General features: G+C 50.9%; 25 protein-coding genes. 4 read left to right on the top strand and 21 right to left on the bottom strand.

What is annotated here, in order from left to right; all coding sequences use genetic code 11:
• Nucleotides 1–4 precede the first annotated feature (4 nt).
• On the bottom strand, nt 5–514 hold the full coding sequence (locus tag QZT18_RS00535; RefSeq protein WP_294143525.1) for a DedA family protein: 510 nt from the start codon (nt 512–514) through the stop codon (nt 5–7).
• A gap of 338 nt (nt 515–852) precedes the next feature.
• Between QZT18_RS00535 and QZT18_RS00530 the strand changes: the two genes are divergently transcribed.
• Both QZT18_RS00530 and QZT18_RS00525 read left to right on the top strand, forming a co-directional pair.
• Complete coding sequence (locus QZT18_RS00530; protein ID WP_294143524.1) at nt 853–1,224, top strand: DUF3796 domain-containing protein; 372 nt, start codon at nt 853–855, stop codon at nt 1,222–1,224.
• The gene (locus tag QZT18_RS00525) at nt 1,211–1,408 is read left to right on the top strand and encodes a helix-turn-helix transcriptional regulator (protein WP_294143523.1); all 198 of its coding nucleotides are present in this window, start codon (nt 1,211–1,213) and stop codon (nt 1,406–1,408) included. Before QZT18_RS00530 ends, QZT18_RS00525 begins: the two co-directional genes overlap by 14 nt.
• A gap of 186 nt (nt 1,409–1,594) precedes the next feature.
• Here QZT18_RS00525 and QZT18_RS00520 read toward each other — a convergent pair whose 3' ends face one another.
• The 5 genes from QZT18_RS00520 to QZT18_RS00500 form a co-directional block, all read right to left on the bottom strand.
• Nucleotides 1,595–2,698 carry a collagen-like protein gene (locus tag QZT18_RS00520; RefSeq protein ID WP_294143522.1) on the bottom strand — a complete coding sequence of 368 codons (1,104 nt, stop codon included), beginning with the start codon at nt 2,696–2,698 and terminating at the stop codon, nt 1,595–1,597.
• 16 nt (nt 2,699–2,714) lie between these two features.
• Nucleotides 2,715–4,406 carry a recombinase family protein gene (locus tag QZT18_RS00515; protein ID WP_294143521.1) on the bottom strand — a complete coding sequence of 564 codons (1,692 nt, stop codon included), beginning with the start codon at nt 4,404–4,406 and terminating at the stop codon, nt 2,715–2,717.
• 120 nt (nt 4,407–4,526) lie between these two features.
• Nucleotides 4,527–4,790: a DUF6870 family protein gene (locus tag QZT18_RS00510; RefSeq protein ID WP_002585354.1), complete on the bottom strand. Its 264-nt coding sequence runs from the start codon at nt 4,788–4,790 to the stop codon at nt 4,527–4,529.
• Nucleotides 4,791–4,942: 152 nt separating this feature from the next.
• Nucleotides 4,943–5,143: a hypothetical protein gene (locus tag QZT18_RS00505; RefSeq protein ID WP_006356351.1), complete on the bottom strand. Its 201-nt coding sequence runs from the start codon at nt 5,141–5,143 to the stop codon at nt 4,943–4,945.
• A gap of 465 nt (nt 5,144–5,608) precedes the next feature.
• Nucleotides 5,609–6,031 carry an RNA polymerase sigma factor gene (locus QZT18_RS00500; protein ID WP_294143520.1) on the bottom strand — a complete coding sequence of 141 codons (423 nt, stop codon included), beginning with the start codon at nt 6,029–6,031 and terminating at the stop codon, nt 5,609–5,611.
• A gap of 592 nt (nt 6,032–6,623) precedes the next feature.
• Here QZT18_RS00500 and QZT18_RS00495 point away from each other — a divergent pair.
• The gene (locus QZT18_RS00495; RefSeq protein ID WP_294143519.1) at nt 6,624–6,986 is read left to right on the top strand and encodes a helix-turn-helix transcriptional regulator; all 363 of its coding nucleotides are present in this window, start codon (nt 6,624–6,626) and stop codon (nt 6,984–6,986) included.
• Between the two features lie 94 nt (nt 6,987–7,080).
• Here the strand turns inward: QZT18_RS00495 and QZT18_RS00490 are convergent, their stop codons facing one another.
• From QZT18_RS00490 to QZT18_RS00475, 4 genes are all read right to left on the bottom strand, one after another.
• The gene (locus QZT18_RS00490; protein WP_294143518.1) at nt 7,081–7,764 is read right to left on the bottom strand and encodes a flavin reductase; all 684 of its coding nucleotides are present in this window, start codon (nt 7,762–7,764) and stop codon (nt 7,081–7,083) included.
• A 56-nt stretch (nt 7,765–7,820) separates the two neighbouring features.
• The gene (locus QZT18_RS00485; protein ID WP_294143517.1) at nt 7,821–8,735 is read right to left on the bottom strand and encodes a YafY family protein; all 915 of its coding nucleotides are present in this window, start codon (nt 8,733–8,735) and stop codon (nt 7,821–7,823) included.
• Between the two features lie 248 nt (nt 8,736–8,983).
• Nucleotides 8,984–10,408 carry a relaxase/mobilization nuclease domain-containing protein gene (locus QZT18_RS00480; protein ID WP_294143516.1) on the bottom strand — a complete coding sequence of 475 codons (1,425 nt, stop codon included), beginning with the start codon at nt 10,406–10,408 and terminating at the stop codon, nt 8,984–8,986.
• Nucleotides 10,409–10,501: 93 nt separating this feature from the next.
• The gene (locus QZT18_RS00475) at nt 10,502–10,795 is read right to left on the bottom strand and encodes a CD1845 family protein (protein ID WP_294143515.1); all 294 of its coding nucleotides are present in this window, start codon (nt 10,793–10,795) and stop codon (nt 10,502–10,504) included.
• A 193-nt stretch (nt 10,796–10,988) separates the two neighbouring features.
• On the opposite strand from QZT18_RS00475, the gene QZT18_RS00470 reads away from it, so the two are divergent.
• Entirely contained in the window at nt 10,989–11,813 is an 825-nt protein-coding gene (locus QZT18_RS00470) for an HNH endonuclease (RefSeq protein WP_294143514.1), read from the top strand.
• A gap of 39 nt (nt 11,814–11,852) precedes the next feature.
• Here QZT18_RS00470 and mobC read toward each other — a convergent pair whose 3' ends face one another.
• The 11 genes from mobC to QZT18_RS00415 all read right to left on the bottom strand — a co-directional run bounded on the left by mobC (nt 11,853) and on the right by QZT18_RS00415 (nt 20,013).
• The gene (mobC, locus tag QZT18_RS00465; RefSeq protein WP_294143513.1) at nt 11,853–12,194 is read right to left on the bottom strand and encodes a plasmid mobilization protein; all 342 of its coding nucleotides are present in this window, start codon (nt 12,192–12,194) and stop codon (nt 11,853–11,855) included.
• Nucleotides 12,194–12,373 carry a DUF4316 domain-containing protein gene (locus QZT18_RS00460; protein WP_294143512.1) on the bottom strand — a complete coding sequence of 60 codons (180 nt, stop codon included), beginning with the start codon at nt 12,371–12,373 and terminating at the stop codon, nt 12,194–12,196. Before QZT18_RS00460 ends, mobC begins: the two co-directional genes overlap by 1 nt.
• Nucleotides 12,374–12,384: 11 nt before the next feature.
• Nucleotides 12,385–12,996, bottom strand: coding sequence for a hypothetical protein (locus QZT18_RS00455; RefSeq protein WP_294143511.1), 612 nt, complete (start codon nt 12,994–12,996; stop codon nt 12,385–12,387).
• Nucleotides 12,997–13,143: 147 nt separating this feature from the next.
• Nucleotides 13,144–13,524, bottom strand: a complete 381-nt coding sequence (locus QZT18_RS00450) for a cysteine-rich VLP protein (RefSeq protein ID WP_085951117.1) — start codon at nt 13,522–13,524, stop codon at nt 13,144–13,146.
• Nucleotides 13,521–13,694 (bottom strand): hypothetical protein, encoded by a 174-nt coding sequence (locus tag QZT18_RS00445; RefSeq protein ID WP_294143510.1) that lies wholly within the window; start codon nt 13,692–13,694, stop codon nt 13,521–13,523. The genes QZT18_RS00450 and QZT18_RS00445 overlap by 4 nt, the downstream gene beginning before the upstream one ends.
• Nucleotides 13,691–14,329: a DUF4366 domain-containing protein gene (locus QZT18_RS00440; protein WP_294143509.1), complete on the bottom strand. Its 639-nt coding sequence runs from the start codon at nt 14,327–14,329 to the stop codon at nt 13,691–13,693. Before QZT18_RS00440 ends, QZT18_RS00445 begins: the two co-directional genes overlap by 4 nt.
• Nucleotides 14,319–14,582 carry a DUF4315 family protein gene (locus QZT18_RS00435; protein ID WP_118021104.1) on the bottom strand — a complete coding sequence of 88 codons (264 nt, stop codon included), beginning with the start codon at nt 14,580–14,582 and terminating at the stop codon, nt 14,319–14,321. The genes QZT18_RS00440 and QZT18_RS00435 overlap by 11 nt, the downstream gene beginning before the upstream one ends.
• A 15-nt stretch (nt 14,583–14,597) precedes the next feature.
• Nucleotides 14,598–16,592 (bottom strand): CD1108 family mobile element protein, encoded by a 1,995-nt coding sequence (locus tag QZT18_RS00430; RefSeq protein WP_294143508.1) that lies wholly within the window; start codon nt 16,590–16,592, stop codon nt 14,598–14,600.
• Entirely contained in the window at nt 16,573–18,924 is a 2,352-nt protein-coding gene (locus QZT18_RS00425) for a VirB4-like conjugal transfer ATPase, CD1110 family (protein ID WP_366925768.1), read from the bottom strand. The genes QZT18_RS00430 and QZT18_RS00425 overlap by 20 nt, the downstream gene beginning before the upstream one ends.
• Nucleotides 18,902–19,336 carry a PrgI family protein gene (locus tag QZT18_RS00420; RefSeq protein ID WP_294143506.1) on the bottom strand — a complete coding sequence of 145 codons (435 nt, stop codon included), beginning with the start codon at nt 19,334–19,336 and terminating at the stop codon, nt 18,902–18,904. The genes QZT18_RS00425 and QZT18_RS00420 overlap by 23 nt, the downstream gene beginning before the upstream one ends.
• 47 nt (nt 19,337–19,383) lie before the next feature.
• Nucleotides 19,384–20,013 (bottom strand): DUF7007 domain-containing protein, encoded by a 630-nt coding sequence (locus tag QZT18_RS00415; protein WP_006356269.1) that lies wholly within the window; start codon nt 20,011–20,013, stop codon nt 19,384–19,386.
• Between the last annotated feature and the right edge of the window lie 22 nt (nt 20,014–20,035).

The raw sequence follows: 20,035 nt of genomic DNA, 5'->3' as shown, positions 1-20,035 counted from the left end.
CCCGCTATGTAAACAGATTCAAGGCCGCATCCCCCATCCAGTATCCAGCGCCTACCAGCACAAAATTCCAAATAAAAATTCCGCCTGCGGAGCTGATGCTGTATGAGAGAAAGTCCATTTTAATCATTCCGGCCGGAATTGATATCACTGTGCGTATCATAGGAATCAGTTTGCTGATAAACACCCCCGCCGCTCCTTTTTTCCGAAGCAGTTCAAGATTCTTTTGAATAAGAGGTTCCTGCTTTGGGAAGCGCTTCACATACCATGGTAAAAAGAGAGCACCGCCGATTCTTCCCAAAAAATATAAGATCCAGCTGCCCAATAACCCGGCGCTGACCGTAATCACCATGGCTGCCAGAAAACTGATATTCCCCTTAGCCGCCCAGATGCCCGCCAGAGGCATAATCACCCCGGCCGGGAATCCCGGAAGGTTCAGGTACTCAAGCAGTACGATCAGGAAAATAAATATAGCTCCGTATTGTAGAAAAAAACGTGTTAATGTCTGAATGTCCATTTTGACTCCTCCTTATAAAAGAGGATATCGGAGAAAACAAAAGTGCGTGTGCAGAAAAAAGCAAAGAAAAATGAAAGAGATGATAAAAAACAATAAACTCGGGGGCTGCTTTTGACATGAAAGAGTTAGACGCGGGGGCTTGCCGGACCGTATTGATGCATGGATATAGACTGCTGCGAGCATGCGGCTGTTTTTACCTGATATTTTTGCCTGATATTTTTGTATCTTGAAGTTGTATCTTGAAGTTGTATCTTGATCTTGTATCTTGACGTATCTCCCTCAATGTGGTATATTTCTATCACAAAGTTACAAATACACCACATAAAAAGGAGAAAAATATGAAATTCAAGCGTAGTTTATGCGGATTCACAGGGCTGCTTTCGCTGTTGGGGTTGATTGGAGTCTTTACTGAAAACAGAGGTTTTTTGGCCTTTTTCGCCTTTGTTGTGGACTTTCAGTACTTTTTTATCAAATCGGATGAAATGGTGGAAGAATATATGAACCGGTCTGCATCCGCAGCCTATTACTGCGGTATGATAACCACAGCCATTATCACTTTAATTTGCTTCTTTGTCGGCGGACAGGAAGGTAACACTGCGCTCTTAACCGGGTTTGCCTCGGGATGGGGCGTTTCTGTCGCCGTACATGGCTTTTCCATTGGGTATTTCAGGTTCAGGGAAAGTTGGGTGGCAGGAAATGATAAAGAATAGAATTAAAGAATACCGGGCCAAATATGACATGAAACAAGAGGATTTAGCAAAATTAGTGGGTGTCCGCAGGGAAACCATCGGAAATCTTGAAAAAGGAAAATACAATCCCTCTCTTGTATTGGCATGGAATATTGCAAAAGTGTTCGGCTGTACAATTCAGGATATTTTTGAAGTGACCGATTAGAACGCGTTTGAAAATTACGTTCTGTCATCTGCTATAAAAGCAGCCCGCTTCCTGCGTTCAGGCCCGTTGGCCTTTTCTGAAAGCGGACTGCTCCTTTTTTCTTAAATTACCGTTCGGTAATGATTATCCAATTGGTTCGTTTCATTTCTCCGGTTCCGGTACATTTCCATACCTTCCGTACTCTGTTTAAACAAGCCTTATCACGGTAAGTGTAGCTCCGTTGCCTCCCTGAAGGACTGCTGCTCCCAGCAGACCGAAGAGCTGAAGTTCCAGTGTATCGCCTGCTGTAAGCGCGGCAAACGTTGTTGCGGCAAACGCGTTGACCGAGACAATCGGGGCAAAGGTGGAACCTGCCAGAGCTGCTCCGTTGAGCAGTACACGGGAAGACATCAGTAAAGCCGCCGTTGTGGAAACTCTGTAGGCAACCATATAGGTTCCTGTGGCCGGTACGGTAAATGTCGTATTGGCCGCATTCACAGTAAATCCATCCAGTACCTGTACGTTCGGCAGCGGCACATCCGTACCACCCAGAATTACTGCAATGGTAGCTCCCGTCGTGTTAGTGGCATTCATACTGTTGCTGGTCACCGACGTTCCGGTTGCTCCTGTAGCTCCCGTGGCTCCGGCTGCTCCGGTTGCTCCCGTGGCTCCTGTAGCTCCTGCTGTTCCGTTAGCTCCAGTCGGTCCGGTTGGACCTGTGGCTCCGGTTGGGCCTGTTGCTCCAGTTGGCCCGGTTGCTCCGGTTGGGCCTGTCGCTCCGGTTGCTCCCGCGGCTCCGGCTGTTCCCGTCGCTCCGGTTGGACCTGTAGGCCCGGTTGCTCCCGCGGCTCCCGTTGCTCCGGTTGGACCTGTGGGCCCGGTTGCTCCGTCAGCTCCGGCTGTTCCCGTCGCCCCGGTTGGACCTGTGGCTCCGGTTGCTCCCGCGGCTCCGGCTGTTCCTGTTGCTCCGGTTGGACCTGTCGGGCCAGTTGCTCCCGTAGGACCTGTCGGGCCGGTTGCTCCCGCAGCTCCCGCTGTTCCCGTCGCTCCCGTAGGACCTGTTGGGCCCGTTGCTCCCGCAGCTCCCGCTGTTCCCGTCGCTCCGGTTGGACCTGTCGGCCCAGTTGCTCCATCAGAGCCGGCTGTTCCGGTCGCTCCAGTAGGACCTGTTGGGCCCGTTGCTCCCGCAGCTCCCGCTGTTCCTGTTGCTCCGGTTGGACCTGTTGGGCCCGTTGCTCCAGCGGCTCCCGCTGTTCCCGTGGCTCCGGTTGGTCCGGTGGAGCCGAGGATAATAAGAAAACCAACTATCAATTAAAATGCGGTCATTTCAAACCGCTTCTGAATGGGTGTTGACTTCAATAAAATCCTGCACCCGGCGGAGTTCATCAGCAAACCGAAGGATAATGCTAATGTTACCGCCCTCATGAACAATGATATTGTCAACCAGTTCAATCAAAATTTCCCTGGTTAGAGTGGTGATATTCTCATACTTGCGGAACGCTACCAGAAACGGATTTTCAATGTCTACGCCGTTTTCCTGTTCGGCCCTCTCGTCTTGTAATTTTTTAATTACGGCATTTATTTCTTTTTCCTGTTCCTCATAATCTTCTCGCATACGGCGATAATCGGATTGACTAATCTCATTATCTTTCCAGTCTTGATAAATGGCCTGCTTATATCGAACTACCTTGGCAAGTTCCCGTTCCTTTTGGGAGATGGCCTCTGATAACTTCTTATCCTGACTTTTCATAATCGGGGCTCTGTTAATTTGCTCTATGGTCTTTGTGTAGTCGATTGCCAGATATACATATTGCTGAATGGCAAACAGGACAGCCGCTTCTAAACGTTCATGTTTAATGGAATGTTTCGTACAGGCCTTTTTTGAACGTCTTTTATAGGTAGAGCAATAATAATATACGTTCCCTTTTACCTCACTTCTTATCATAGCTTTTTGACAATCTGCACATCGTAAGAAACCGCTGAACAGATATAAGGTGTCATTTTGGGGAGAGGTACGAGTGTCTTTCTGCAATAACCGTTGAATTTTATCAAAAGTTTCCCAGTCAATAATTGGTTGATGTTTTTCCTTTACAATCGTCCATTCTTCCTCTGGAACCTGCTCTTGTATATGAACTTTGTAGCTCTTAATACGAGAACGCCCTTGTACCATATCCCCGCAATACATTTGATTTTTAAGTATCGCTCCTACTGTCTTTTCACTCCAAAGTGGATTTTTTGCTGGATCACTATGGGGATTTTGGTATTTCAGCCCCAACCGTTTTTGCTTGTATATTGTTGGGCAGGGAATACCATGGTCATTTAAGTATCGTACAATGGAGAGTTTACTCATACCGTCCAGATATTTTTCAAATATCTCCTTCACAACTTCCGAGGCTTCTTCGTCAATAATAAATGCACTTTTGTTTTCAGGATTTTTCAAATATCCGTATGGAGCAAATGCACCGATAAACTCCCCCTTATTGCGTTTTGTCCGAAAGGTTCTTCGCACATCTTCGGATGTTCTTGCCGCATAACGGTCATTCATCAGGCCGTTTATAGGAATTTCCATGTTCTGCATACAGTCTGGATTGGCGAAAGTATCAACATAAGGGTTGCCAAATGCGATAAAGCGGCAACCATATGTGGGGAGGTATTGTTCCAGAAATTTCCCCTGGTCGGCATAATTACGAAAGGCCCGGGCGAGAGTTTTACAAATAACGCAATTAACATTACCCTCACGAATATCTTTCGATAACCTTTGAAAATCAGGGCGTGTGTCCTCCGTCGTTCCAGAGCGTCCATCGTCTACATAAATATCATAAATGATATACTTTTCGTTGCAGAACTTTTCTTCTACAAATTCCAGATTGATTTTTCTCTGGTTGGTTACACTTTCGGATTCATCGTTATTTCTTAAATCTTCTTTGGAAAGTCTGATATAAATACCGATTTTCCATTCAAATGCTTTTGCGCTTTCCTGCTTTTGAGTTTCAGTGATAACACGGCTCTTTCGCGCCATGTGAACCTCCTTCCCTTATCACTTTACACCTATATTATACCATTTATAGGTGGCGTGAACAATGTTGTCGAGCCTTTGCAAACCTTGTCCGTAGGCCGACACAAGCGGCCTGAACATTTGTTACAGGCCGCTTTTTTTACGTTGAAGGAAGTCGGAAAAACAATCTTGGAGGGGCGGGGCGTTATCCAGAAATTCCAGTTTTACGCCCATATCGCCCACCCGAAAGCAGTACGGATTTTTTACCTTGCGGAGCACCTGCGCCGCCCGCTGTTCTCTCGGAACCGTGTTATCGAAGGCCAGCCCGGACACGTCAACTAAGTCCTCTTTGTTGACTGTCGTTATATCAACGCCCGCGAGTTCCGATAAATGAATTTGATTTTGCATGGATATTCGCCCCCTTTCTTCCATGTGTATGTCATTCCCTGATTGTCCTATGAGGAAATGACAAAGGGCGGCCCGCTTATACGCGCCGCCCTTTGCCATCTGCTCATAAGACCTCGGGCCAACTTGGCCCGAGGTCAGAGCAAAAGAAAGGTTTAGTAAGGACTTTGGCAATAGTGCTCGTCGGCTTCTTCAATGGATTTCATATCGAAAACCCAATGAAGCTCACGAACCACCCGTTTAATGTCCTCGGGCTTGAAGTTACAGTTTTCCATCGCCCAAATGACGTAACCGCGGCAGGCGTTGTTGCTCCACCGCTCGGTCAACATCATATCCAAAGTTAAATCTTTTTCCATTTCGATTCTCCCTATTTCAAAATAGGTGGAGCGCCGCGCCGGGAAGTTTTGGGCTGTTATCAGACAGATTATCCAGCCCGGCGCTCCTGATCGTTTGCTTCAACAGATAACCCGGACAGGCGGCGGCTTGTCCACCCCATAGGAATTTCACCTCTCCCCATTCTTATGGCAAGGCGTTCTCAATGCCTGCGACGGCTCACGGCCTGATGGCCGCTTCAACGCTCGGACTATGACTAAACGCAAGTATCAAGGTTAGTGGGCTTTATCCGGCGGGGCCAGCCTCGGCCCGCCTGCGGCATGGGCCTTGTCGCTCTCTCTATTCTCTGGCAATAGAGGTCATGGCGGGCCTGTCACTTAGTACACGCACCCTTCGTATCCGGGTATCTTTTTATGAAATTGTCAAGCTACACAAGAGAATTATCCCTTTCATAAGCCATGAGATTAAACGGGCAAATTCGGGCCGGGTCAGATACGATTTTTTAAGAAATTTTCCATATTGCGAAGCCCTCGCTCAATCGAAGTACGCACCGTTTTCTCATGGACTCCCTCGGCCCACGCAATCTCGGTTTTGTTCATGCCGAGTATGTAGTGGGCGTAAACCCTGCGGCTCTGCATTTCAGGTAGGGCAGAAAGGGCAGCGCGGAGCTCTTGGGCCGTCACCTTGCGCTCGTACAACTCACAAGGAGACAGGGCCACAAAAAGCGCCTCATGCTCGATACCGTCCTCGGCGTCCAAAGAAAAATATGCTTTGTTCCAGTACACGCGGCGGATATAGTTTCGTTCCAGCCGTTCAGCTTCGGCCAGCGCCTCGGCTACCTCGTCGGGAACCTCCACAAACAGATCGTTATGATAGAACGGGTAAAATTCCCGCAAATTGATTTTTGACATAATAAACCTCCATTTCGGTTGTGGGTGAACAGGGAAACCGAAATGGAGAAGGGCGGAGAACGGCACCGGGGCTGCTCCTGCCTGATAAGGGCCTCGGGCCAAGTTGGCCCGAAGCTGGCCCGTAGGAAAAGAAAAGCGCCCGAATGACACAAGGCCAAACGAGCGCAAGAACAAACGCTATTAGTTCCTCTTAAATGATGTGTATAGGTAAATGGAGGGGCGCAGTTATGGTCATAAGGGGCCAGACTTTTTTTGAGAAGTAGAAGTTTGTCTGATTATGTCGAATAAAAAACTTCACGGCGATTTCCTCCTTGAACCGCCGTGTCCTCAAAAAAGGGCGACTTTATCACACCCTCCGTTATTCTAATTTTCAAAAAGAAAACGGCGGCTTGAAATTGTTATTTCAAAACCGTCGTTTGGATTTTGGATAAGCGCATAGATACCCAACCGCCGGACAACGGTTTTTTTTATTAGCCGTTGGGCGATTATGTTTTTGTACATATAATTGGCGCTATTTAGGTAAATACTATGTGTTGTACACTCATTTATCTTCTTAAATTGGCACTGTACAATGTAATAGGGTGATATATTTATGAGAAAACCAACAGAAGTCTATGACTTCAAGGCTTTCGGTCAGGCCATCAAAGCGGCCAGGAAGGCAAAGGGCTATACACGGGAGCGTTTAGGGAAAGAGCTTGACATCGCCCCGCGCTATCTTGTCTCAATCGAGAACGAGGGACAGCACCCGAGCCTGCAAGTGTTTTACGAGCTTGTAACTTTCTTTGATATATCGGTGGATCAGTTTTTCTTTCCAGATAAAGCGCCGGACAAAAGCACACAGCGCCGTCAACTTGACGAACTTCTGAATTGTGTTGATGAAACCGATCTTGTTATAGTGACGGACACTGTACAAGGAATCCAGAAAGCCAAAGAAGCCAGAAAAGCGGAGGCGTGATAGCCCCCGCTTTTTCATCTGACAATACAACATTTTTTTGTTGCAGCAGCGGCCACTTTGTAGACTTCGGGCCAACTTGGCCCGAAGCAAACGCTTAATTCGTAACCCACTCAATGGGAACATCCGGTTCCAATGTTCCGCGATTTATCGGCGTGATCTCACCTGTTTCTGGATTGGTCGGTTGGTCGATTTGATATAAATATCCACTCTTTCCGTATCTGCCGAGCATACATTGGTCGTAGCGTTCTCTATCCATACAAATGTTGACGGCTTTCAATGCAACAGCAACTTCTTGACTTCCCTCGAAAAGCTCATGTTCCCACAAATATTCACATTCGATATTCAAAAAGCACTCTTTAATTTGTGGAGCGTTGACCATTATGGCTTTCTCCGCAGTTAAGCCAGAGGCGGTAATTTCATCTGTTTCAAACTGATTGTTGCCAATCGTTTTTATACAGCGGTCATAAATGTCGATAGAGGGGAAATTTAATACACATACTTTTGTTTCTTTCAGCGATTGATACATATGCCCGCCTCTATTAACCTTTCCCATGATACATACAAAGTTGTCAGCTCCACTTCCGGCAAAGGTAGACCAAGATTGCAGACAGGCGTTTTCCTTACCGTTCGATTTCCAGCCTGTAACGAGGAATACCAACGATGGCATGGCTGTCACAAAATCGTACCACGACAAATTACCACAGGCAGCAAAGTATTGCTCCGCTTCATATCCGGCAAGTTTTTCCGGCCTCTCTGTAATAGATATTTCTTTTTTCATATTCAATTCCTCCGTTTGTTTTAATCGTAACACATGTAATACGACACCTTTATGTCCTATTCCTCGTATTGAGCTAACATGTTTTTGGCCTTTTTACGGATTTCATTCACTAATTCACAAGGTTCAATAACTTTTACTGCCTCTCCATAACTAAGTATCCATTGAACTAAATAATTATAATTAGTAAAAACATTTTCAAAAAGCAGTTTGCCAGATTGATGATCTAATGTTATACATTCCGGGCCATATTCATCAATCAGTCTATATTTTACACTCATATCAAAAAGGGCTACCAGTTTTATATCGTCACGCCAAATATATTGGTCAAAATCAAGTTCTTTTTCTGAAATAAATCTTTCCTCATAATTTGTTTTTAGATTCTGTAATTTGCTTAAACGATTTAATTTGAAAAGTCTATAATCTTGTTGAGTAAGGCAGTACCCGTAAACATACCATGCAAACCACCTAAATATTATAAAATAAGGCTCAATGGTACGTTCACTTTCTCCTTTTTCAGAATAGTAGTGGAATAAAATCAGTTCCCGATTGTTAATAGCCTGTTTTATTAAATCTATTTTTTCAGTTAGGCTTACTTGATAAAACGAGGCTAAACTAATAATAATTCTGTTTTGATCGGAAAGGATTGAGCTCTTATCGTGACTTAGTTTTTCCATCAGGCTTTGAGTATAAGGGTATTTTGAAATGGTATCAATACTCTTGAGGCCCATAAAAATAGCACTCAATTCTTTTTGTGTCAGTATTGTTTTATCAATTTTATAACCTTCTTCAATGGAAATCCCCCCGCCATATCCTTGCATAGACACAATAGGGATACCAGCTTTACATATATCATCAATATCACGCTGGATAGTCCTGCATGAAACCTCGAAACGCTTGGCTAATTGAGAAATTGTTACTTTTTCCTTTTGCAAAAGTATTGTAATAATACCGATAAGACGGTCTATCTTCATATAATCACCCCATGCCATTATAACATGGAATAGGACATATGTATGTCTTATTTCTTTGTTATCTTTTTCAGCCTTCCGCTAAACGGCAAGCGATGCAAGTGTATAGACACTTGCGAATTTTTCAAGTTCCGGCCTCCGCCGAAACCTGAAAAATCCCGCTTGTTGGGGCCAGCCCCAAACCCTGCGGAACCTCGGGCCAACTTGGCCCGAAGTCCCGGCGCTTCGCTTGGTCGGTTGCGTCTCATTCGCTATCGCTCCTGTTCCTTGTTTTTCTCCTGCCCGGCCAGGCCGAGCAGATAATCAATGTTTGCCTTTGCCGTCGTGACTTCCCGCATTTCCCGCCGGGCTTCCCGGTACTCGGCGTAGAGCTCCTTTTTCTCCGCCGCCAGCCTGCGGCCTTTCTCTTTGAGCCTATCCATTTTGGGGAGCTTTGCGCCGTCCAGAATGGCGCTCATGGTTGCCCGAGCCGCCCGGTAAATCTCAATTTCCGCCTCATGTTCCGCAAGGTATTTCCGGCTGTACCGGGCCGCTTTGTACGCCTCGAACACAGGGCGGGTCTTGGCATAATTGACCGTGGCCCCTTTAAGCTCCGTATTGGTGGCAAGCGCGTCCTCTACTGTCTTGATTTTTCCGGCCAGCGTGTGAAAGTGCTCCGTGGCCTGTTCTGCTTTCTTCTCCAACTGTTCATATTCCGTCAGGCCGTTGTCCTGCAAGTAGGCCAGCGCCGCCGCCATCTGCTTTAGGTTGAATACCTTCGCCCACCGTTCATAAGCGGGCCCCTTGCCTTGAAGCCGGGTCTGAATGTCAATAATCAGATTGAGCTTGCGGCCCTGTTTCACAGGCTCCGCCGCCCGGTTGGACGGCAAAGGGGAGCGGCCCTCAATAACGGCCCGTATATCCTCCGGCCCGTAGCCTTCCCCGAGCGTGGAGGCCCGACAACGGGTAAAACGTTCCTGTCCGGGAACCCGGAAGGAGAGAGAATCGCCGCGTCCATGTTTTACCTTGTAGCCCTCCGCCTCCATCAGCGAGAGAAAGGCGGTAAAATCGGCAGGCTTTTGCAAGAGGGCCGCGTCGATCTGCGCCCGCAGCTGTTCCTGAAAAGTGGGCGGTTTGTTGTCTCCGAGCCAGTCCCCATAGTTCTTAAACTTCCCCTTGCTCCGGGGCTTCGGATTTTTCACAATGGAAAGTCCGTGTTCCAGACAAATCCGGTCGCTAACACGCCGTATGGCAAACGAGCTGTTCCAGAAGTTCCGAAATTTTCGGGTGCAGTCCAGCGACGTTGAATTATAGTAAATGTGATTGTGGATATGAGCCTTGTCAATGTGGGTCGTTACCAGAAAAGCGTGCCTGCCTTTTGTCCAACTCATGCCGAGCTCATAGCCGATACGATTTGCTTCCTCCGGGGTCACTTCTCCGGGAAGGAAGGACTGCCGGATCTGATAGCATAAAATGTTTTCGTCCCGTTTTTGTTCCCGGCCCGTGATGGCCTTGTACTTGCTCTTGGAGAGAAGAAATTCCGCGTCCACCGTGGCCGGGTCGCACTCATAGGCGGATATGAGGTCGCCACCCCGGGTCTTTTCTGGGTTTTTGCCGTAGTCGGTACAATCCTTTATGGCCTCCGCTATGGTTTCCCCCGCATTGACGTGCCGGGTGAAATGGCGGGTAGTTGCCATGTGTCACCTCCTTCCATAAAGAACGGCGGCCCCGCAGAGCCGCCGCTTTGCCGTTCTGGACTTCGGGCCAACTTGGCCCGAAGCTCCGGCCTGTCAGCTTGTGATGAACCGCCGCAGGGAATAGTTCAGTTCGTCTAATAGTCCAATCAGAAACTCCGCGATAGCCGGGAGCCCGTAAGGGGAAAGCAGGAAAGCCAGGACGAGGAACGCCACACCACCGACGAGCTGATGTTGCAGGACAAACAGGCCCACGGCAATTACAGCCAGTACACCCGAAGCCAGGGAGAGAAACCACCCGGCCACATCAAACAGGAACATCAGCACCGCCGCTAAAAGCGACAGAACCAGCAGGAACGGCAAAGCAAAAATCTTAAATATCAGTCTCATATAAACAGCCCCTTTCTTTGTTTTATCCTACTATTATTGTACCATTTCAGGGGCAGGGCAACAATGTTGTCGGGACTTTGCAAATCTTGTCCCGGCGCACTTCGGGCCAACTTGGCCCGAGGTATTGATTGTACGCCAAATACTATTGTGATATAGTATAAATACTAAAACCATAATGTAAGGGGGCAACACCATGGCAAATTCTCGTGATGATTTTCCACAAAAAATAATTGAACTCTTAGCACGTCGAGTTGGATATAGATGTAGTAATCCAGCCTGCATGAAATTAACATGCGGAGCAAATGATGATCCGCAAAAATATACAAATATAGGAGTGGCCTCTCATATTTGTGCAGCTGCTAAGGGTGGTCCTCGCTATGATGAAAATATGACAACAGAAGAACGTAAATCGTTTGAGAATGGAATATGGCTTTGCCAATCGTGTTCAAAATTGATAGATTCTGATATTAAACGCTATCCACAGGAGTTGCTTTTTTTATGGAAACAGCTTGCAGAAGAATCAGCCATTTTAGAGTTGGAATCAACCTCGCCATCTCAAACCATGAAACACGATAAAGATATTCTTAGTTTTTTTGTTCAATGTTTTGACAGACCAGCATTTAGAGATGACATCTATCAAGAAGGACGCATGGAGGATTTCGATAAGGCGATTGAAGATACTATTATTGCACTTAATACCGGTATATTGAGAACAAGAGATGGTGATATATTAAAACAGTTTGAAGGAAAATCGCTTATACAAAATCCTGTCTGGCGCAAAAAACTTGACACTGTTGTAGATTTATTAACTTCTATTCGTAGGCGTCTAAAAATAGCCAAAGATGAACAAGCATATACAACGTATGGTAGCGGAGAAGATGTTTTTTACTGTTTTTGCGACAAGTCGCTTGGGGATTGGTTTAATCTAACACGCGACGAAATTCTCAAGATAATGTCCTCAATTTGTCAAGAAGCAGGACTTCGTGAATTGTATTTTCCAAAACGAAGATACAGATGATATAACGTGAGGGCAATACCGTTGCCCTCACGTTATAAATTACAGCTCCACGATTGCAGAAAGCTGTTTAAGTATGTCGTTCATGCGCCCCCACAGCTCGGCATAGTCCTGTTGAAGCCCGACGATCTCGTCCGGGTACACGCCGTAGGTGTTGGCGTGAATCGCCACCTGATTGATGTTATTGGAACACCGCCGTTGCAGGGAGACGAGCTCCCGGACAGGCGACAGGTCAACATGGAGGATATAGCCGTTTAGGGCCATCTTGCGGACAAAGGCGCTCATGTTGCGGACGCCCGCCTCGTCCATGCGGGTGTGTAGCTGTTCCAGTTCCTCCGGGGACACCATCACATACAGCGGAATATTCCGCCTGCGCCGGGGCATTACCGCTCCTCACGCTCCCGGCTCCGCTTGTGTTTAGGCGGCTCCTTCACCTTGTCCAGCGGCTTTTTTTCCGGGAGAACCGGGGCGGGCAGCATGTTGTTCATCACGCCGTCAATCATGTTGTAATTCTGTTCGGCGGAGAGCTCCGCCGTTTTCAATGGGTTATACTTTTCCTGCATGAAAATTCCTCCTATCTGTCCTGATGGTCGGGGCCGTCCTTCTTCGCTGGCGGCTCCCGGTGCTCCTTCGCCTGTTTCGCGCCCTCCTGGAGCTGGGCCGCAATAGACGGCTTCTGTCTGCGCTCCGGGAGGTGTTTCCCCATATCAGGGTTATTCGGGGCGGGCGTTAAATCATAGTACGCGATTTGTTCTTTGGTCAGAGGCTTTGTGTAAATCAATTCCCCCCATGTCTGTATCGTGTCATTTTCGACCATCAGCCGTTTTTCATAGGGGGCAATCTCCAACAGCCCTGTTTCTTTTCCTTTTGGAAATGTGTTATCATCAAGCGGGTATTGGGTGTAATAGCGGTAGTAGTTTGTGTCAGGTGTTTTTTGCCCCTCCGCCAGCCTCCGAACCTTGTAAACATAGTCATAGGCAGAGAGGAATTTTTCAAATTCCTTTTCCGGCGGCAGGATTCCCCGGCAGGAAGTAAAATCATAAAAGTTCCGCTTGCCGTCTGCCATAACCGTGTAATGCCAGATAACAAAGGGTGCTTGCGCCGTTGGGTTATAGCCCAGCGCAAAACCACGGCCATTTTCAAAGGTAACATCTTTCTGTATCTGATACCCTTTTACTGTATCCATATATCCTCCTTTCCGGCTTCGGGCCAACTTGGCCCGAAGCTCTTAATGTTACGATTTACCCGGCGAAACAGAAGCCAGACGCAGAAAGATATGACGGCCTGCAAAACAGGCCCGCGAGGCCCTGGAAATACAGGGGTTTTTCGGGGCCTAATCGTAACGGCGGCCCCTGTTTTTCAGCCGCTTTTTCCTCATGCGCTCCCGGCTCCTGCGGCGGTTGCCCTCGGCCTTGCAGGCTTCGGAGCAATAGGCTTGCCGCCCCTCGGGGATAAAGGCCCTTCCGCATACGGCACAGCGCCTTGTTTCCGGCCCTACGGCCTCCCCGGTAAGGGAGGCTTCGAGCACCGGGGCCAGCGGCAGCACCGCCGCCCGGAAGTAGCGGCACAGGCTCCCCGTCCACCACTTGCCGAGCATATAGCAGGGGCAGTCCAGCGGGAGACAGCCATAGTCGCTGTCATAGTTGGCGCACATACCCGTGACCAGCCGCCGGATCGTCTTTCTCTCGTCACGGGTCAGCTCCCTGCACATCACCGCTTCGGGCCAACTTGGCCCGAAGTCCTGCGGGGCTCTACAATCAGCGTGCGGCGTTTCTTCTTGCAGTCTCCGCGTTCCCGGCAGTCGGGGCAGGGCTCCGGGTCATACCGGGAGGGACGGGGAATCTGTTTCATCATTCGCTCGAAGGGGCTGTCTGTAAAATTCATTCCTCGTCCTCCTTTTCCAGCTCGTCCTCGTCCCAGGGCGGCAAATCATTTTCTTCGGCGGGCTCGTCGTCCTCCGCCTCAAAGTCCGTTTCTTCCTCGTCCAAATCCGGGGCCTGATGTTTCGGGCGGTAAATCTTGAAGTACCAGCCGGCCCCGCCGCCAATCACCGCCACGGCCAGCACCAGAAGGATTGTCCCCATAGGGTTGTTTTCCTTCGCTGGTTTCGGGGCGGGCTCCGGCTCGTCGGTCGGCTCCTGCGGGGCAGTTGTGGGTTCCGGTTCCGGCTCTACCGTCTCGGGCTCCTTCTCCGCTTGCGTGAGGGAAAGCAGATCCTTTTCCGTCACGGCGTCCAGGAAGTATACGTTTTCGCTTGTGCGCTGTTTATCAATGACAAGAAAGAAAACGTGCTCGTCCGGGGTCTGAATGGTGTAAAATTCCTTGCCGTCCTCGTCGGTGGCATTGTCCACCACGGTTCCCGTCCCCTCCGGGGTGAAGGGCTTTGCGGTGGTGGTTTCCTCCTGCGCAGGCGATTCCTTCGTGGGTTCGGTACTCTGGGCGTAAGCCGGGAGGGCAAACACAGGGAGGCAGAGAAAAACGGCGGTCAATGCCGCCGCCATACGGAATTTAATTTTCATCAGCCGGTTCCTCCTTTCCTTCGCCGGACTTCGGGCCAACTTGGCCCGAAGCGGCGGGGCTCTTTTTCTGCTCCTTCAGGAAGTCGGCCAGCGCGGCGGGCGTCAGGTTGAGAGAGCGCACCAGCTCGACGATTTCCGTATTTTCCAGTTCGGTTTTCTGGCGTTCCAGCTCCCGGAGCCGGGATTGCTGTTCGCTGATTTTGGCCTTGACCTTTTCAATCTCGGCGCATACCTTGTCAATTTTACTGCTCATGCAAAACCTCCTTTTTCAGTTGAGCCGCCCGAAGGCGTAAAAATGTTCCTGCCAGTAGGACGTGCTGATACTGGCGTATTTGATGGGGTCGCCACAGTGAATCATCATATTGTCGCCCACATAAATTCCAACGTGGGAGACAGGCCCGGCGCTGGCATAGGTGCGGGTAAAGAAAATCAGATCCCCGGGCCGGGCTTCACTTCGCGGCACAATGGCACATTGGTTGTATATCCCCGTTGCCGTGGTGCGGGGCAGGTCGTAAACGCCGGAATGGGTGTATACCCAGCACACAAAGCCCGAGCAGTCAAAACTTGTGCTCGGGGAGCTCCCGCCCCACACATAGGGATAGCCCAGGTACTTTTCCGCCTCGGCAATCAGGGCGGCAAAATCCGGGTCAGTCAGGGCCTCCCCCGGTATCTCGTAGGAGGGGCCGGGGTCGGTATCGCCGCCCGTGTAAATGTTATCCCACAGATAGGACTTGTTGCCCTTCGTCCACATGGTAGCGGAATAGAGCTCCTTTTGGTCGTCGGTCAGGCGTTCATTGATTACCACGGGGAGGGTGCGGTTTGTCAGAGTGACGGTCAGAATGTACCAGTCATATTCGTGCTCGTCGCCGTCCTCGTCCGTGTATGTGCGGGTTTCCACCGTCTCTGTCAGGGTCAGCTTATACTGCGCATCGAATACGGCTTGAAGCTCCCCCTGTACCTCGGCGCGGGTGTAGGATTGAAACTTAGCTGTCAGGTAGGAGGCCAGCTCATAGGGGTTGTGGCCCAGCTCGTCCACATGATAGCGGTACTCGTCATAGCCGGGGTGGGTGCTCTCGATATTGGCAACTTCATTCTGCAAGGCCGTTTCCAGCGCGGTATAATCAGCGTCGGCCCCCAATAGGTCACTGTCCTCCGAGCCGTAGGAAGTGCCGAGCACCGCGTTCATGGCCCCGCTCCCTATCATGCCGGGGAGGGACGAGAGAGCGCCCACCAGCAGCATGACCACCAGAAGGACGGCAAGCACGATCAGCACGCCGACGGGGTGGCGCTTCACAAAGAGGAACACCCGGCGGGCCAGCTTTTCCGTGGTGACGGCGGTTTTCTCCGCCGCCTTTGCGCCCTGCTTCGTCGCCTCCCGCGCCTGCTTGGCATATTCCCGTTTGAGTTTCCATTTCTGCGCGTAACGGGAAAGGGGGTTACTCGTAAGCTCCGGGTGCTCCTGGGCCATCTGCCGGAACGCATAATCGGCGCTGGCCCGGATTTCTTTTTTCTCCCACTTGACAACGCTCCGGGCATGACGGGTGCGCCACCGCCTTTTTGCAAACCGGGAAACCTTGCGGATTCCGGCCTCGGCCACCAGCTCGGTCTTGTGGGCTCCCTCGGTGCCGACATTCTCATGCTCCACTTCATGTATTTTGTTGTGGGCGTATATCCACGCCCCGGTGCGGGCGCTCCGGGCCAACTTACGGGGAAGGCCGGGCTCCTTCGGCGGCTTCTGCGCGTCCAGCTTGGCCCGCGTCCTGCCGAGCTTCTCCCCGGCTTTATCGGCCCGCGTCTTTGCTTTCTCTGTCTTTTTCGCCTCCTTTGTCTGCGGCCCGGCTGTATCTTCTCCGACGGAGCCTGTACCGTTGTGGCTTTCCCCGGCCTCTCCGGGCGGCGGTTCTCCTTCCCGGCGTAGCCGCTCCGAGGGCCGGGCCCGGTCGCTGTCCTGCCGGAACTTCCCTCCCTTTGGAGGCTTCGGGCCAACTTGGCCCGAAGTGTCAGGCCCCGGTCTTTCCGTTTCCCCCTTGTCCTCAAAGCGGAGGCGAGAGGAAGGCTCCGCCGTTTCTTTCTTTGGCTCCGGCGCAGGCCGTTTCCCTCTGGTGGACTTCGGGCCATGTTGGCCCGAAGTGCCGGGGGCCTCCTGTTCTCCGTCCGCCTCAAAGTGGAGGCGGGAGGCCGGGCCTGCCGATTCCTTTTTGCCCTGGTCGATCTTCGGGCCAACTTGGCCCGAAGTGGCCCGGTCATACTCCCGCCGCTTCATCTTTCAAATCCTCCGGGCGGGTGGTTAATAGCCTGTAAATCTCGGTATTCTGCGGGAAACGGTCGGAGAATGGGATAATCACATTTCCAAAGAATAAGAGCCCTTCGCCGCTGTTGCTGTTGGTGACAAAGGATAACTGGGTGGGGCTGATTCCTAACTGCTTCGCCAAAATCTGGCGGTCGCCCTGGGCCTGGGAGAGCATGAGAAGAAAATCGCTGTTCTCAAAGATATTTTCTATTTCTCTGCTTGCGAGGAGGTCTTTGACATTTTGTGTTAAGGCACTTGGCACACAGAACTTTTTCCGCAGCATTTTCCAGACGGTTACGCAATAGGACGCCGTGAGAGGGTCTTTCAGGAGCAGATGAAATTCATCAAAATAACACCATGTAGCAATCCCACGGGCGAAGTTTAAGGACACCTGCGAGTTGACTAAATCCTGCATGATAAGCATGGCGATTGTCCGCAGGCCCGCCCCCAGCTTTTTAAGGTCGAGGCAGACAAGGCGGCTTGACAGGTCAACGTCTGTTTCATGGTTAAACACATTTAAGGAGCCTGTAACGTAGATTTCCAGAGAGGTTGCCAGCCGCGCCGCCTCCGGCTCCGTCTGTTTGCAGAGAATTTCGTACAGGTCTTGCAGTATCGGCATTTTTGCCGTGTCGGGGTGTTGCAGATAGTCCCGGTACATGAGCCGCACACATCGGTCAATGACCGTCCGCTCCACTGGTTGCAGGCCGTCCTTGCCGCCCACAATCAGCTCCATCAGGGATAAAATAAAATCGGCCTTCAATGCCATCGGGTTTTCTTCGCCGCCGTCCAAATCGGCGGTCAGGCTCATGGGGTTGATATGGTTTGGACTATCCGGGGCGATTTCCACCACCTGTCCCCCGAGCCTCCTTGTCAGCGCGGAGTATTCCCCCATAGCGTCCACAATCAGGATTTTGTCGTTGGTGGCGAGGAATACGTTGACGAGCTCCCTTTTTGCCGCGAAGCTCTTGCCCGAGCCCGGCACTCCGAGAAATAGCCCGTTGGGGTTTTTGAGCTTTTTGCGGTTCGCCATGATGATGTTATGGGATAGAGCGTTCAGGCCGTAATAGATGGCCTCCCCGTCCATGCGGAGCTCCTGGGTCAGAAATGGAATAAAAATCGCGGTGCTGCTCGTTGTCAGTCCCCGCTGGATCTCCACGGCGTTGAAGCCGAGGGGGAGAGAGGACATAAAGCCCTGTTCCTGCTGGAAGTCCAGCCGCCGGATTGTGCAGTTGTATTTCTGCGCGATACCCGATACAGTGAAAAGCTCGTTTTCAAGCTGTTCCCGGGTGGGGGCCATGTTGACAATGAGGAAGGTCAAAAGAAACATTCTCTCGTTGCGGCTCTGCAAATCCTCCAACAGCGTTTTGGCGTCCTTGCTGAACGTCACAAGGTCGGGTGGCAAAATATCCATATCGTAGCCCGAGCGGACGGCCTTTTTTTGTTCATCCATCTTCATTTTATCAATATCTGTCAGCTTGCCCTTGATGGTCTTAATGGCTTTTGCCTGGTCTACGGTCTGGACGTGCATGGTGACGGTCATTTCCGTGTCCAGCTCCAGAAGCTCCGCAAGCAGTTTGTCGGAGAGCTCCGAGGCGGTTATCTGTAAGTAGGAGGCCGCGCCCCAGGTCGCCCCCACCTTGAAGAACCGGCCCCGGCGGAAGTCAAAGCTCGTCGGGGCAATAAAGTCCTTCGTGCTCATGCCCGTCTGCGGGATAAGCTCCCACGAAAAATTGAAGGGCTCCCGGCCCCCGGGGTGCAGTTGGCCGTGAAGGATTTCCAGCCGCTCCCGCCCCGTAAGGGGCCGGGACTGAACGCCCAACTGTTTGAAGTTTCCTATAATATCGGCCTCTATCCGTTCCAGCCGGGGTCTGGCCGCCTTCACACTGTCCGCCGGAGTGCCGAAGGTAATGAGCTTTGAGCGGACAATGCCGTTATTGCTCTTGGCAATCTGGTTTTCCAGCATTTCCACATACTCGGCGCGGATACTGTCAAACTCGTCATGCCGTGGAGGGATATTAACGGTGTACTTGCTTTCAGGGTTGGAACGGTGGTTGATAAACGAGAGCTGGAAGGGCAGGGCGCTGTCGAAGTAGTTCAGAAATGAGCTCCACCCGTCGAAGATAGCTGACTGATCTTCGGTCTGGGCGAGCTGATAGTTTATATCTTCAAACGCCACCGTCTTTGTGTAAACGCCGTTGTTGAGACGACACACGCCGTCCTTGAACATTTCCCGGAATGGGATTGTCTGTTGTGCCGTCTGTGGGACAGCCTGTTTCCGCCCCTTATCGCTGGCCCGCTTTGGCACGGTCTGCTTTGTCGTTTTTTCTTTTTGCAATCCTAGTACCTCCTTTCGGTGTGTTCTCCTGCTTCGGGCCAACTTGGCCCGAAGTGCCGGGGCCGCTCCATGCGGCATAGAAATTTTCGGTCTTGTAGGGCCGTACCTGGGGCCAGAGGAACCGGGCCCGGATAAAGTTCCGCAGTATCTTCTCGAAGGGGAGGCCGTCACGCTCGAACATGGCAAAGAAGAAAAACGGAAGCATGAGGCCCACCATCAGAAGCATGGCGGGGGTGTTGCCAATAACGGAATGGGTCAGCAGGTAGGCGGGGATTCCCACCGCCGCCGCACCCGAGAAACAAATAAGCTGGCGCTTCGTGAGATTGAAGGCCAGCTTGGTTTTAACTTTTGATAAATCTTTTGGAACCTGCACATAGGGCAAAGCTCAAAACCTCCTTTCAGAGCTTCGGGCCAACTTGGCCCGAAGTGTTATCTTACCTCGCCGCGGGCCGCGTCCTGCCGGACAACAGGCCGGGCGGCTTCACGTCCCCGTTCCCGCGCCCTCCAATACGCCGGATTGTACCTGCGGAGGGATTGGTTGATATTTTCTTCAAATGCCGCCTTGTCTTTGATCCGCTCGGGAATCTTCCAGAGCCCCTTGTCTAAGAGCTCCCGCAAAACAACGCTTTCCTGGGAATCTTCCTCATAGCAGAGATACCCGCTCTGTTTGAAACCGCACTTTTGGGCGGCAAGAGACAAAAATGCGGACACTTCCTTTGCAACCATTGTCCCGCCGTGGCTGGCGGTGCTTACCATGAATACGCCGGGACAGAGCACATCGCAGGTCTGTATTTTTCCCCACGGCGAGGTTTTCGGTTCCGCAAATAAACCGGGCGGACTGGCGGCGCGGCTTTTATTGGCCTGTATCGCTGCCACCTTCTCTAAAATCTCTTTGAGTTCCGGCGAGAAGTAGGCGTATTCACGCAGGACACGGGCCGCGTCCCCGCCGCATTGTTCCATCAGGGCGGAATAGGCTTCACCGTCCGCCGCCGTACAGCGGCCCACCAGTTTCCCGGCATAGTAGCAGGCCGCATCATATCCTGATTTCTTTCTTGCCAATCAAATCCTCCTTTCTGCCGGG

Origin of the sequence: uncultured Clostridium sp. (genome assembly GCF_900547735.1) — a bacterium.
Taxonomy (GTDB): Bacteria; Bacillota; Clostridia; order Lachnospirales; family Lachnospiraceae; genus Otoolea.
Note: the sequence above shows the minus strand (reverse complement) of the source record. Positions and strands in the feature narration are given on the sequence as shown.